Annotated in this window: 13 protein-coding genes; 5 read left to right on the top strand and 8 right to left on the bottom strand. The window is 33.3% G+C overall.

Going from position 1 to position 13951, the window contains the following annotated elements; genetic code table 11:
* Positions 1–17: 17 nt before the first annotated feature.
* A complete protein-coding gene (locus tag EQ029_RS02525; RefSeq protein WP_011274932.1) occupies positions 18–653 on the bottom strand; it encodes an ABC transporter permease in 636 nt (211 codons plus the stop codon).
* On the bottom strand, positions 653–1960 hold the full coding sequence (locus EQ029_RS02520; RefSeq protein ID WP_016930761.1) for a betaine/proline/choline family ABC transporter ATP-binding protein: 1308 nt from the start codon (positions 1958–1960) through the stop codon (positions 653–655). The genes EQ029_RS02525 and EQ029_RS02520 overlap by 1 nt, the downstream gene beginning before the upstream one ends.
* Positions 1961–2391: 431 nt before the next feature.
* On the opposite strand from EQ029_RS02520, the gene EQ029_RS02515 reads away from it, so the two are divergent.
* The gene (locus EQ029_RS02515; RefSeq protein WP_057504840.1) at positions 2392–3435 is read left to right on the top strand and encodes a 2,3-butanediol dehydrogenase; all 1044 of its coding nucleotides are present in this window, start codon (positions 2392–2394) and stop codon (positions 3433–3435) included.
* Between the two features lie 95 nt (positions 3436–3530).
* On the opposite strand, the gene EQ029_RS02510 is transcribed toward EQ029_RS02515, so the two are convergent.
* Positions 3531–4130, bottom strand: coding sequence for a YdeI/OmpD-associated family protein (locus EQ029_RS02510; protein ID WP_011274929.1), 600 nt, complete (start codon positions 4128–4130; stop codon positions 3531–3533).
* Between the two features lie 185 nt (positions 4131–4315).
* Between EQ029_RS02510 and EQ029_RS02505 the strand changes: the two genes are divergently transcribed.
* Positions 4316–5980, top strand: a complete 1665-nt coding sequence (locus EQ029_RS02505; RefSeq protein ID WP_011274928.1) for an APC family permease — start codon at positions 4316–4318, stop codon at positions 5978–5980.
* A gap of 128 nt (positions 5981–6108) precedes the next feature.
* On the top strand, positions 6109–7458 hold the full coding sequence (locus tag EQ029_RS02500; RefSeq protein WP_033079727.1) for a carboxylesterase family protein: 1350 nt from the start codon (positions 6109–6111) through the stop codon (positions 7456–7458).
* 175 nt (positions 7459–7633) lie between these two features.
* Here EQ029_RS02500 and EQ029_RS02495 read toward each other — a convergent pair whose 3' ends face one another.
* Positions 7634–8809, bottom strand: a complete 1176-nt coding sequence (locus EQ029_RS02495) for an MFS transporter (protein ID WP_016930764.1) — start codon at positions 8807–8809, stop codon at positions 7634–7636.
* Positions 8810–8927: 118 nt separating this feature from the next.
* Entirely contained in the window at positions 8928–9158 is a 231-nt protein-coding gene (locus EQ029_RS02490; protein WP_049781270.1) for a hypothetical protein, read from the bottom strand.
* 151 nt (positions 9159–9309) lie between these two features.
* On the opposite strand from EQ029_RS02490, the gene EQ029_RS02485 reads away from it, so the two are divergent.
* Together EQ029_RS02485 and EQ029_RS02480 are read left to right on the top strand one after the other, a co-directional pair.
* A complete protein-coding gene (locus EQ029_RS02485) occupies positions 9310–9990 on the top strand; it encodes a response regulator transcription factor (protein WP_011274925.1) in 681 nt (226 codons plus the stop codon).
* A complete protein-coding gene (locus EQ029_RS02480) occupies positions 9980–11446 on the top strand; it encodes a sensor histidine kinase (protein ID WP_011274924.1) in 1467 nt (488 codons plus the stop codon). The genes EQ029_RS02485 and EQ029_RS02480 overlap by 11 nt, the downstream gene beginning before the upstream one ends.
* Before the next feature lie 54 nt (positions 11447–11500).
* On the opposite strand, the gene EQ029_RS02475 is transcribed toward EQ029_RS02480, so the two are convergent.
* The 3 genes from EQ029_RS02475 to EQ029_RS02465 form a co-directional block, all read right to left on the bottom strand.
* On the bottom strand, positions 11501–12295 hold the full coding sequence (locus EQ029_RS02475) for an ABC transporter permease (protein WP_011274923.1): 795 nt from the start codon (positions 12293–12295) through the stop codon (positions 11501–11503).
* The gene (locus tag EQ029_RS02470; RefSeq protein WP_011274922.1) at positions 12288–12950 is read right to left on the bottom strand and encodes an ABC transporter ATP-binding protein; all 663 of its coding nucleotides are present in this window, start codon (positions 12948–12950) and stop codon (positions 12288–12290) included. The genes EQ029_RS02475 and EQ029_RS02470 overlap by 8 nt, the downstream gene beginning before the upstream one ends.
* Positions 12951–13126: 176 nt before the next feature.
* Positions 13127–13927 carry a CPBP family intramembrane glutamic endopeptidase gene (locus EQ029_RS02465; protein ID WP_016930767.1) on the bottom strand — a complete coding sequence of 267 codons (801 nt, stop codon included), beginning with the start codon at positions 13925–13927 and terminating at the stop codon, positions 13127–13129.
* Between the last annotated feature and the right edge of the window lie 24 nt (positions 13928–13951).

Genomic DNA, 13951 nt, shown 5'->3' with positions numbered 1-13951 from the left:
AAATCCTCCCTTTGTATTTATCTAGATACTTTAAGCCCTTTAGGCACGGCCCACTTTTCAATTAAAGAAAGTATGAAATCGACAAGTAAAGCCAGACACGTTACAAGAATTGCAGCACTAATAATCATTGGTGGCTGATATAAATTTAATCCGTTAAAGACTAAATCACCGAGTCCACCAGCGCCAACGTAACTAGCTAATGTAGCCCAGCTGATTACGTATACACTTGATAAACGTATACCACTAATTATAAGTGGTAAGGCTAATGGCAATTCGACATCTTTCATTAACTGCATCTTAGTCATACCCATACTTGTTCCAGCTTGGATGATATTCTTATCAATATTTTGTACTCCCAGAACTGTATTGTTTAAAATTGGTAACAATACATAAATGAACAATGCGACAATTGCTGGCGTCTTACCTACACCAAAGATTGGAATCATAATGGCTAATACTGCTAACGTCGGAATTGTTTGAAGCACACCCGCTATCGTTAACACTACATTTGCAATACGTTTCGTCTTAGATAATAAAATGCCTAACGGAACCGCAACTACAATCGCAATTAATAACGCGATAATTGATATGTAAAAGTGTTCTATCGTTTTCGATACGAGTTGGCTTCCATATTCTTGGAAAAATTGGCGCATTAACGATCAACTCCCGAATGGTCAGAATCCTTCACATCATGTGTGTCTAATCTATCTGTAACATCTTTTTGTTTCGATGTAGCGTCATTATGACGGTCTTCGGCATGTTCATTTTTTTCAATGTTACCTAACTCATTTTCACGTTCGACATCATTCATGTGCGAATCAGACAATGTCATCTCATCATCTTCTTCACCCCAAATAGAGTCATAGACAATGTCAACAAGATTAGAACGTGTAATTAGACCTATAAGTGCATTGTCATTATCAACGACTGGTACGTTTCTAACATTTCTCTTTAATATCGTACGTACGGAGTCTTGTAATTTAGAATCAATATGGACTTTGTAAACATCTCGTTGCATTGTATCAATTAATTCCTTACGTTGACGTAACCCTTGGTTAATATCTTCAATATCTAGGAATCCAAGTAAATGATGATGATTGTTGACTACAAATATTGTGTCAACACGTCTTTGTCGCATAACATTGACTGCATCATTAAGAGTGTCGTTGGCATTTACCGTAACAGGCTTAATCATCGCATCTTCAACCGTTCTCATATTCGGACGATCTTGAATCAATCTATTCTGTCCAATAAATTCTCTAACAAAATCATTGGCAGGATTTCTAAGAATATTATCCGGTGTATCGTATTGAACAACTTTCCCTTTAGACATGATACAAATACGGTCTGCGAGCTTTATCGCTTCGTCCATATCATGTGTCACGAAAATAAATGTTTTCCCTAATTTCTTTTGAAGATCTTTAACTAAATCCTGTAAAGTATCTCTCGTAATTGGATCCAATGCACCAAAAGGTTCATCCATTAAGATGATATCTTGCTCTGCAGCTAATGCACGTACGACACCAATACGTTGTTGTTGACCACCTGATAATTCAGATGGATAACGATCTAAATAGTCTTCAGGTAAGTCTACTAACTTGATTAATTCTTTTGCTTTAGCATCCTTCTTCTCTTTAGACCATTTAAGCAACTTTGGTACCAAGACAATATTTTCTCTAATGGTCATATGAGGCATCAATCCAATTTGTTGAATAACATAGCCAATACTTCTACGTAATTCAACTGGATTCATATTTCGAACATTCTTCCCATTCATTTCAATTGTGCCGTCAGTGGCTTCAATCATTCGGTTAATCATTCGTAAAGCTGTCGTTTTACCGCTACCGCTTGTCCCAATAAAGGCAATAAATTCACCAGATTCAATATCTAATGAAATATTATCTACTGCTTTTTTATTGCCAGAGTAAATTTTTGTTAAGTTCTTAATACTTAGCGTCATTATATTGCTCCTTCCTATTGTTGCCAGATAAAAAAGCTCATAAAACAAAAAGGCCAGTAGTCCCATTGTTAAACAAATACGTAATAAGTTAAACAAGAGCCTCATGGCCTTTGCTTCATAAAATTTTAATTAATTCAATTTCAATATAATTCAAGCTTTTTCCATCTTTTATATCTATATACCCTATATAATTTTTTGAAACATTTCTTATATGAAAAGATTAAAAAAATTCACAATTACATTTTTTTAAAGTTGTTTCAAGCATGATCAAGTTAAAAAACTGTCGAAAATAAAGTTGCTCACAATAAAATTCATCAAATTGTCAAACTTTTCTAAGTAAATAATTTGAAGCTGAATTCAAAATTGCATTCCAAAATTAATAGTATTAGTCTATAGGTGTAATAAGTATTTATTGAAGGGATGTTGTAAAAATGAAAGCAGCAGTATGGTATGGTCAAAAAGATGTTCGCGTGGAAGATCGTGAACCTAAGCAATTAAAAGACAATGAAGTTAAAGTAAAAGTTTCATGGGCAGGTATTTGCGGAACTGATTTACATGAATACTTAGAAGGACCAGTCTTCATCTCTACAGATAAACCTGATCCACTACTTGAACAAAAAGCACCTGTTACTTTAGGACATGAGTTTGCTGGTGTTGTTGAAGAAGTTGGTAAAGACGTTACTAAATATAAAAAAGGTGACCGCGTAGTTGTTAACCCAACTGTATCTAAACACGAGAAAGATGAAAGCGTTGATTTATATGATGGCTATTCATTTATCGGTTTAGGCTCTGATGGTGGCTTTGCCGAATTTACAAATGCGCCAGAAGAAAATGTATATGCATTACCTGAAAGTGTATCTGATAAAGAAGGTGCTTTAGTAGAACCTACTGCAGTTGCGGTTCAAGCAGTTAAAGAAGGTAAATTATTATTTGGTGATACAGTAGCAGTATTTGGTGCTGGCCCAATTGGTTTATTAACAATTGTTGCAGCTAAAGCAGCTGGTGCAAGTAAAATCTTCGTATTTGATTTATCTGAAGAACGTTTAGCTAAAGCTAAAGAAGTCGGCGCTACGCATGTAGTTAACTCTGGTAATACAAATCCTGTAGACTTTATTAACGAACATACAGAAAATGGTGTAGATGTTACATTTGAAGTTGCTGGTGTTGGTGTAACATTATCTCAATCTGTACAAGTTACGCGTCCAAGAGGTACAGTTGTCATCGTATCAATCTTTGCTCATGCAGTAGATTTCGATCCAATGTTATTAACTAACTCAGGTGTTCAATTAACTTCTACAATTGCATACTCTCCTACTACATTCCAACAAACAATTGATTTAATTGCGAACGGTAGTTTAGATGTTAAGAGCGTAGTAACAGATGAAATCGAATTAGAAAACATTGTTGAATCTGGATTCGAACAATTAGTAAACGATAAATCTCAAGCTAAAATTTTAGTTAAATTAAATGGTTAATTGACTATCTAATTTGAACTATTGTTAACATCATTTAAAAAGCATTTAATCTTCATCTTTAGCGATGTTGATTAAATGCTTCTTTCATTCTAAATCTATTTATCGTGCATCCCTTTACCATCAAGAATATGATCAATATATTTTTCAACTCTGCTTTGTCTTGTTTGACTACGCTTAGCTTGTGAAATGTGATATATGTATTGATGCTGTCTACCAGGCGTTAATTTGTAAAATGCCTCTTCTAAATTAGGATTATCATTGAATGCTTGCTGTAATTCTTCAGGTATTTCATAGTCCTCTGTCTTCTTCATTTCAACTTTCTTGCCATCCTTTTCAACTTCAATGGCTTCATTAATATAATATAAAATTTCATCTCGACGTTCTTTAATTTCTTCCAGTGTTTTAAAGCGTATCTGTCTTGCTGCTTGAACTCGCTCTGTTTGTTGAATTAGCGTTTCATATTTATCTTCTATAATTGCACCTTTATGAAATAGTAACGCTACATAATGTTTAAAACCATGAATCGTTATAACATTTTTATCATTAATGGTATATGTTGGATGCATCCATTTATATGCTTCTTCTAATTCTGACTCATCAAATATTAAATTTCTTAAATATTGATAAGATTCCTTCCATTGACTTTCTTTTTCTAAAAAAGCTAATACCTGTTTATCGGATTGTTTCTCTGGCACCTTAGTCACCTCATATCATTAGTTTGATAACAATACAATCATTATATTATTTAAGTCAATAAATAACTATTAATTACACAATCATTTGTAAATTTACAAAATCATGAATTGACTAATGAAATGATAAGCGTATAATTATAACGTATCATTTTTGATGATTATTAAAACAACATAAAGGAGTATTTATGGGACAAAATAATAACGAAGGTAAGATCAATCTGGTCCAACTTGTATTATTAGGACTAGGAAGTTTAATTGGTTCAGGTTGGTTATTTGGTGCATGGGAAGCTTCTTCTGCAGCTGGTCCTGCAGCCATTTTATCTTGGATTATCGGGTTTATAGTTATAGGAACGATTTCTTATAACTATATCGAAATAGGAACAATGTTTCCGCAATCTGGTGGTATGAGTAACTATGCTCAATACTCACACGGTTCATTGTTAGGATTTATTGCCGCATGGGCAAACTGGGTATCATTAGTTACTATCATTCCAATTGAAGCAGTATCTGCTGTACAATACATCAGTTCATGGCCATGGGATTGGGCAAAACCAACTTCTGCATTAATGCATAATGGTTCAATCAGTACGACAGGATTATTCGCTGTCTATGTCATTATCATTATTTTTTCTTTATTAAACTATTGGTCAGTTAAATTATTAACGTCTTTCACTAGTTTAATTTCGTTCTTTAAATTAGGTGTACCGTTACTAACAATCATCATGTTAATGCTTTCAGGTTTCGACACTAGTAACTACGGTTCATCTATTGGCGAATTTATGCCGTACGGTAGCGCACCAATCTTTGCAGCAACAACAACATCAGGAATCATCTTCTCATTTAATGCATTCCAAACAATCATTAATATGGGATCTGAAATTAAAAATCCTGAAAAGAATATTGCACGTGGAATTGCAATTTCATTAACGTTGAGCGCAATTCTGTACATCATACTACAAAGTACATTTATTACATCTATGCCACAATCAATGATTCATGAGCATGGATGGAGTGGTATCAACTTCAATTCACCATTCGCAGACATGGCAATCTTATTAGGTATCAACTGGTTAGCTATTTTGCTATACATCGAAGCGGTTGTTTCACCATTTGGTACAGGCGTATCATTTGTTGCGATTACTGGTCGTGTATTAAATGCAATGGAACGTAATGGTCATATTCCTAAGTTCTTAGGTAAAATTAATACAACTTATAATATTCCACGTGTAGCCATCGTATTTAATGCGATCATCAGTATGGTTATGGTGACCTTATTCCGTGATTGGGGTGTATTAGCCGCTGTTATTTCAACAGCAACATTAGTCGCATACTTAACAGGACCAACTACGGTAATGTCGTTACGTGAAATGGGACCTAAATTACACAGACCATTCCGAGGCACGATGTTAAAAGTAATGGCGCCATTATCTTTTGTACTTGCTTCATTAGCAATTTATTGGGCGATGTGGCCAACCACAGCTGAAGTTATATTGATTATTATTTTAGGATTACCAATTTATTTCTTCTATGAATATAAAATGAATTGGAAAAACACTAAAAAACAAATCGGTGGAAGTATGTGGATTATTGTCTACTTAATCTTATTAGCTTGTATGTCATTTATCGGTAGTAAAGAGTTTAAAGGTATTAACCTAATACACTACCCTTACGATTTCCTAGTTATAATTGTTTTAGCACTTGTCTTTTATAGAATTGGTATTACAAGCCACTTCAAGAGTGTATATTACAAACGCGCTAAGAAGATTAATAAACAAATGAAAGAAGATACATTGGAAGCAGAACAACAGGAACCTGAAAGAAAAGAAGCAATCCAACAACATAATGATTAATATTGTAAACCTAAGTGTGACTACGTTCATACTTAGGTTTTTTTTAGAATAGAACAGTATTCAATATCTTTCAACTTATAAAATAATGCTATAGTTAAAGTAATTGATAAATGTTGGGTGATAATCTGATGGTAATAATTAATACGAAATATGGTTCTTTCGAAGGTTTGACACATAAGAATTTAGATTTATTTCTAGGCATTCCTTATGCATATCCCCCTATTGGACATCGTCGTTTTAAACACGCTAGTCCTATCTATAGTTATGATACATTGGTTGATGCTACACAATTCAGAGCAATCCCTCCACAACCATTCAATAAATTAGAAACTTTCTTTTCAACTACGAAACAGAAATTTCAACCTAATGAAGATTGCCTACATTTAAACATTTGGCGTCAATCTACTGGCAAAGCAAAGAAACCTGTAATCATTTACTTTTATGGTGGTGGCTTTATAAATGGTCATGGTTCAGCAGAATTATATACTCCAGAACATATTGTTGAGCAATATGATGTCATTGTGATTACGTTCAACTATCGATTAGGTGCATTGGGATTTCTAGATTGGTCTTACTTTAACGCGCACTACGATAAAAATAACGGTCTGTCTGATCAAATTGCGGTATTAAAGTGGGTTGCACATTTTATTAAGTATTTTGGTGGAGATCCTGACAATGTTACATTATGGGGTCAATCAGCAGGCAGTATGAGTATTCAAGCATTGATGCAGCAACCACAACTTGACCACTATTATCATCAAGTGATGTTATTAAGTGGCATATTGCAGTTAGATTCAGCAAAAACTGGCATGATGAAAGCACAACATTTTGATGATTTAATGCAACAACACTTTTCCGGAAAAAGTATAAACGATTTAGATGATCAAGCAATTCTACAATTAATGGCATATGACGCGGAAGCACGTGGCAAATCTAAAGGCTTAGAATTGATATATCAACCGATTAAAGATAGCAAGATGTGTAGGCCTCTAACTGAATTCAACAAACCCATTGTATTAAGCTATACGAAAGATGAAGGCGATTGTTATATCCGAAATGAATCACGAAAACTGAGCCCTCAACGTTTCGTTGATGTCATGAAATTAAATCATATTCACGTCGATTTCAGTCGTGTTCAAACTGGAAAACAACAAGCACATGTCGTGACGGAATTATATTTTAAACAGCCAACATTCACGTTACTTCAACAAATGAGTAATAATTCTTATCGTTGGTTGTTACGCTTTGATTGGGCTCGACCTGAACATGTTCATTTTGCAAGTGCTTATCATATTTTAGATTTAGTCTTCTGGTTCGGTAAGATGGATATACTACAGGGTCACTCTATTAAACTTTCAAACAATGAGTTCGAATTAAGCAAACGTATGATAAGTGACTTAGTTCATTACGCTAGAACAGGCACCATGCCCTATGAACCTTACTCGATAAACAACTTAGAACCACATGTAAATAAATAAAGAAAGGGAGTGGGACAGAATTCTTTTTAAATTCGTCGTCCCACCCCCGCAAGGATGACTAGAACTGAAAAAAGCTTGATTTAAGCGCATTTTCAGTTCAGTCAGCTACTGCGAATTTGCAAAATAGCATCATCATATTATTTATGTCCCAGGCTCTTAAAATGGTTATATGATATTAATTTTTAGCATAATGTACGTTCTTTAATGTAAGTACAATAATCAGTCCTAATAAACCTATAAAGGCACTTACAAACGTGACCGCTTCAACATTCATATTTGAAACAACAAGGCCACCGATAATACCACCTAAACCAATACCTGCATTAAGACAAGACATATTCCAACTCATAACTTGACTTGTGTCACCTTCAACATGTTCGATAATACCACTTTGTATCGCAGGGTTCGTACTCCATTGCACGATATTCCAAATAAAGAGTCCAACTAATAATAGTACTGTTGTAGATAAAATTAAATTGATGGCTAGCATCACGACAATAAATACTGAGAAAGCAATAATTAACCATCGCTTACTAGTCAATTTATCAGCTAGTACACCACCCATTGATGTACCAACAACACCGGCAACGCCATTAACGAGTAGTGCTAATGATACATAGCCCATGGAGTGACCATTTTCTAAAATAAGTGGATTGATAAATACAAACGTCACTGAATTAGCGATTAGAATAAGCAATGTAATTGCTAAAAACTTAATGATCTCAACTGGTCGAACAATATGAGATGTGACTTGATTATCATCGGAAACGTTATTATACATTCTATTGGCTTGATTGAGTTCCGTAGTAGTTGGAAGATATTTCAACATTAATAAGCCGGCAATAAGACTAATAACAATAATAAATACGAATGTGAAACGCCAACCAATCCAATCACCAATCATCGTACCAATGGGCACACCAAAGACATTTGCCCCACTGAATCCAGTATAGACAACGCCAATCATCTTACCTCTGTTCTTAGGTATCGTTAGCATTGCTGTGAGCGCTAAGACTTTAACAATGATTAATGAAGCTGCAGCTGAAGATAATATACGTCCAATGACTAGAATCGTAAAGTTAGGCGCCACAGCGATGATTCCATTACCTACTACAAAGATGACTAAAGTCCATAATAATACAGGACGTGCAGGATATCGATTTGTTAATTTAACAAGTATAGGTCCACATATCGCAAAGGTTAATGCATAAAGTGTGACAAGTTGTCCAATTATTGCTTCTGAAACACCTAAGTCATCACTCATTAAATTCATGATACCAGCGACCATCATTTCAACCATACCTACTATAAATACACTGATGATAAATGTCGCTATCCGCATAACAGACATCATTCATACTCCTTTCATTTAATCTTTTTACATAAAAAAAAACAGCTACGCACTGTTCTTCAAGTTTCGTAACTGTTCCATTATATAATATTCACTTATATTTTTCTTCCCCAATGTTTTAAAAGAGACTTTCATTATTGTTGTATTGATGTTCGATAAGTTCTTGTAGAAATGCTGAAACAACAAGTAATGCAATTGCGCCGTAAGTCACATAATTATTATGCAACAAAAAATCAATACCGAAATTCATACTAAAATAACTTTCTATTAGACTTATTAATAATCTAAGTATATTAAATAGTGCAAGTAATGTAATCATAATTCCAAGCAGCTGGGATATAACTTTCATTTAATTTGCTCCTTCGTTAAATGATTTAGTTATATAGTAAAATTTTTAAATTAAATACTACTTAGTTTAATCTTAATTTTTCCTTAAATCATAATTACCGGAATAGTTAAATGTTAAAAAGTTGTATAAGATAGATATTGAGGTGGTTTTAATGAACGGTGAAGTGCTCATTATTGAAGATGATAAAGATATTAATGAGTTGATGAAATTATCTTTAAGTACAAAAGGGATACAACATATTAAATCTGTTGATAATATTGAGGATGCAAAATATGAATTACTGAACTTCAATTTTCAAGTTATATTATTAGATTTAAATTTAAAGTCTGAAGATGGTTATCAGTTACTGAAATATATTGATTTAAATGACACAGCTGTCATAGTAGTGACTGCTAAAACAACACATTTAGATGTCTATAAAGGCTTTGAACAAGGTGCAGTTGATTATATTAAGAAACCCTTTGACCCTATGGAGTTATACTATAGAGTTTCATTACATTTAAACGATAAAGGTCAGTCGATGTATCGTTATAATGATTTAACTATTAACTTTAATAGTATGGAAGTGTGTGTAAATGAGAAACCAATCAACCTTACGAATCGCGAATATAATTTATTAACGTATCTTGTTAAAAACAAGAACCAAGTACTTACGAAAGATCAGCTATACGCTAAAGTTTGGGGATATGATACAGGTGTCGACGATAACACTTTGATGGTACATATTAGAACTTTGCGTAAGAAGATTGAAGCGGCTCCTAATTCACCTAAGATGATTAAAACTGTACGCAGCAAAGGATACATGTTCAAGGAAGATGGCAATGATCAATAAATTTACATTAAAATTTCTTAAATATATGACTATATTTGTACTTCTAAATTTCACTATCACATGTACATTAATTATCATACTGTTTTTTAAAGTATTACCAAATATTTATTGGGATATTAATGAGATTGAGCCTACTTACTTAGAGACTTATGGCATTACTCAAGAACCCAATGCTAATCTTAAATCTTTAGCCAAAAAGAGTAACGTCGATTTATACTTCGTCCGTAAAAATGGAGACATTCTCTACCCAAAATCGAAACGTAATTCAAATATAAAACCAACGCTATTAAATAACATAAATAATGCGAATTCTGTTGTATCAAAAGAAGGCACGTATCTTGTTTATATCTATAGAAATAAAATGAAACAACCTAAAATAACAAATAGCGATGAAATCAAAACATCACAACTACTTGATAGTTTATCATCTTTAGATTTCAATCATTACAACTATTCAATTTCAAACAATGAACTTCAATTTGTGAAGAATCCAGGTCAAAGAACGATATTGTGGAATGATAACTTTGGAGAAGCTTTCAATGATAGTAAGAATACATATATTTTACTTTTCATCACGTTTATTATGGCTAACGTCATTTTAGTTGCTTTAACGGCCATGTTAATTTCAAAACGTCTTACAAGACCGTTATCCTTTTACATTGACTGGATAGGTAATTTGTCGCTAGGCAAACTACACCAGCCGACGTCGAAGCGTAAACGATTTAAGAATCGTCGAACATATCCGGAACTGGACGCATCTTTGTCGAAATTGAATGAACAAATGCTGTCTGATAAGTTTTACCATAATCAAATGTCGTATTATAAATCGAAATGGATTAGTCAAATTTCACATGATTTAAAATCGCCACTTACAACAATTTATGGTTACTCTAAACTAATACAAGCAGATGAACAGTCACAATCTTATGTTCAACTTATTTCGGAGAAAGCAACGTTTATGAGTGATTTGATTGATAGCTTGAATCAAACCTTTGATATGGAAACCAATCAGATGAAGCATGATAAAGAGAACTTCCCTATTCAATCAACAGTTAATCGAATTGCTCAGATTATTGGTTACCAATCCCTAACTTGCGACTTTCATTTTGAAGATGGGTCAACATTTTATGGTAATAAATTGTATTTCGAGAGACTGCTGATCAATTTAATTAATAATAGTATTGATCATAATGAGATCAACCCTAGCATAAAGATTACTTTTTCTAAAATTGAAAATAACTTGATGATTGATTATATGGATGATGGTCGAGGTTTACCTCACGATAATATTGATGCATTATTTAAACAGTCGTATACGTCGAAAGCAAATAAAGCTCAACATGGTATCGGTTTATCTATCATAAAAGACGCTGTTAATTATCATCATGGTTCAATTACACTATTACCATCTAAGCAAGGTGTACATTTCCATATCATATTAGTGGACAAAGCATAGTAGATTAAAAGTCAGTTTTCATTTGGTGATTCAAGTGAAAACTGACTTTTTAATTTATTTATCTTCATCTTCTTCATCGGGTGCGTTAAGTGCACTATTACGCGCCACTAATTGATGACGGACGTTAAAGAATTGATTATAGCTTAAATATGTCGCGATTAACGCTGACATAATTGTAGCCGTTGTATGAATAAACACAACTAACAATTGGAATTTAATCGCTTGTAATGGTGGTACGCCACCAATAATCAAGCCTGTCATCATACCAGGAATAGAAACTAGACCGTATGTTTTTACCGAGTCTATCGTAGGTACGATAGCAAGTCGTATACTCTCTCTAATTGATGCTTTAGAAGCCAATTTAGGTGTGGCCGCTAATGTAAGCTTAGATTCAATATCAGTAATATCTTTAACAAATGCTCGGTCTAAATTCTGGTAAGCTAAATTAATCGCGATAAGGCCATTATTAGCTAACATACCACCTATCGGAATAACTTCATTTGCTTTGAAATCAATCGCTCCAGCTAATACAGTAGCAGTTAGCGGTAAGGCAGTTCCAATAAATATAGCAATAAATGAAATCCAAAAGACATGATGCATAACAGGAGAAGCACGGTTAATTGTGTTCCACGATGCGTTTATAATAATGATTAGCACTGCTAACATTAATATCCATGCTTGATCTATTTTGAAAATATAGTGCAATATAAAACCTAAGATGATTAACTGTACAACTGCACGTACGGAAGCTACTACTAAATCTTTAATAATATGTAACCCTTCTTTATACGAAATAAAGATTGGAATTAATAATAATAATGCAGTTAAACAAAGGGCTGTATTACTCATTCTGATTTAACGCCTCCTCTTTCGTTATCTCACCATCACTAATTGTTATTCTTCTATGAAAATGTCTCATACTCTGGTCATCACTGTGCGTAATCCATAAGACTGCGACACCTTCTTTAACCATGTCAAAAATCATTTGTTCAATAATGTGCTTATTTTGCGTGTCGAGTGCACTTGTAGATTCATCTAGCAATAATATATCCGGACGATACATAAGTTGACGTGCAATCGTAATCCTTTGACGTTCACCTCCGGATAGATGTTCAATCTTAGAGTTTAAATCATACTGACCTAAGTTTACTTTCTTCAATAAATCGAGTGCCTTTTCCTTATCAAAGTGCGCATCACGAGCTAACGCTGGAAATGACATGTTATCCCCAATCGTCTCACCAAAAAGTTGACTCTGTTGCATGAGATAACTTATCTTCATACGCAATTCTTCAGGAGGATAGTCATTGAATGGCTTATCTTTGAAATAAAGTTCCCCATCTGTCGGGCTAATTAGATTATTAATCTGCTTTAAAAATGTACTCTTCCCACTACCGGATGGACCTATGATTGCTACTGCCTCACCTTCATTTAATTGAAAGTTGATATTTTTGAGTATCATACGTCTATCCGCTTTATATGATAAATTTTTGATGTTTAATAACATCTGTTACTAACCTCCTCTTAACTATTACTTTTATTGGAAAATAAATTAAAATACTTTTTTATTTAATCTGTTCTAGCATCATTTATATCTATAATAACAAAAAAAGAAGTAAAATAAGCAAATTCAAGTTAACATTTCTTGATTCACTGTATCTCACTTCAATCGGAGTAAATCGATTACCAAATAATCGAAATAATAATAGAGAAATATGAAATTAAGTTATTTATCATATGCAACGTAATGGTGATTGCTAAGTTACGACCACTATAGTGATACGCAACAACAAATCCAATAGCCATAATTAAATATGGTCCAACTTCAAATGGAGATGATGCGCTTAGTACGTGTAATCCAGCAAAGATTAATACTGATACAACGTACATTGCACCATATGTTAATTTCTTACCGAGTTCATGAATAATGAGATGTCTAAAGAGTAATTCCTCAACGATTGGCGTAACGATTACTATATCTAAAAATAATATTGGCCAAATCCATCTCGTCTTAAAGAGTTCCTCAATTTGTTTATTATTTTCAGTATTATTAAACTGATATTTTTCAGGTAGCAATTCTATTAAGTTTCCGTATAAAAATTGTGCCAAATACATCGCAATGAGAACAACAATAATCAGTATGATATGTTTTTTCAAATCTTTAAAGCGTTGAATTGCTAATGGAATAAGCGATTTGCGATGCATTAAATAAAATAATAGTAATAACAGACACTGTCCTAATAAGACAAAAATTTGATTAATCCCCATTAATTGTTTTATGAAAGGATCTTGTGAGGTTTGACCCGTAATAGCTACAATCGTAATCATTACAACTATTGTTAATATCAATGGCAAAACAATATTAATAATTAAGTAGCCTGGTATAAGCCAGAAATCACGTTTAACAATTCGTTTTGATGCAAATTCATTGTTTAGTTGTGAATGCTTAGATGTTTCTTGCGAATGTTCATATTCATTTGTCATAAGTCTCTCCCTATCTATTCTTTT

Origin of the sequence: Staphylococcus haemolyticus (assembly GCF_006094395.1) — a bacterium.
In the GTDB taxonomy this organism is placed as follows: domain Bacteria; phylum Bacillota; class Bacilli; order Staphylococcales; family Staphylococcaceae; genus Staphylococcus; species Staphylococcus haemolyticus.
Note: the sequence above shows the minus strand (reverse complement) of the source record. Positions and strands in the feature narration are given on the sequence as shown.

Bases quoted from the DNA above. Each gene is read 5' to 3' on its own strand.
- EQ029_RS02525 (WP_011274932.1), bottom strand. From the start codon at position 653: ATGCGCCAATTTTTCCAAGAATATGGAAGCCAACTCGTATCGAAAACG.
- EQ029_RS02520 (WP_016930761.1), bottom strand. From the start codon at position 1,960: ATGACGCTAAGTATTAAGAACTTAACAAAAATTTACTCTGGCAATAAA.
- EQ029_RS02515 (WP_057504840.1), top strand. From the start codon at position 2,392: ATGAAAGCAGCAGTATGGTATGGTCAAAAAGATGTTCGCGTGGAAGAT.
- EQ029_RS02505 (WP_011274928.1), top strand. From the start codon at position 4,316: ATGGGACAAAATAATAACGAAGGTAAGATCAATCTGGTCCAACTTGTA.
- EQ029_RS02500 (WP_033079727.1), top strand. From the start codon at position 6,109: ATGGTAATAATTAATACGAAATATGGTTCTTTCGAAGGTTTGACACAT.
- EQ029_RS02495 (WP_016930764.1), bottom strand. From the start codon at position 8,809: ATGTCTGTTATGCGGATAGCGACATTTATCATCAGTGTATTTATAGTA.
- EQ029_RS02490 (WP_049781270.1), bottom strand. From the start codon at position 9,158: ATGAAAGTTATATCCCAGCTGCTTGGAATTATGATTACATTACTTGCA.
- EQ029_RS02485 (WP_011274925.1), top strand. From the start codon at position 9,310: ATGAACGGTGAAGTGCTCATTATTGAAGATGATAAAGATATTAATGAG.
- EQ029_RS02480 (WP_011274924.1), top strand. From the start codon at position 9,980: ATGATCAATAAATTTACATTAAAATTTCTTAAATATATGACTATATTT.
- EQ029_RS02475 (WP_011274923.1), bottom strand. From the start codon at position 12,295: ATGAGTAATACAGCCCTTTGTTTAACTGCATTATTATTATTAATTCCA.
- EQ029_RS02470 (WP_011274922.1), bottom strand. From the start codon at position 12,950: ATGTTATTAAACATCAAAAATTTATCATATAAAGCGGATAGACGTATG.
- EQ029_RS02465 (WP_016930767.1), bottom strand. From the start codon at position 13,927: ATGACAAATGAATATGAACATTCGCAAGAAACATCTAAGCATTCACAA.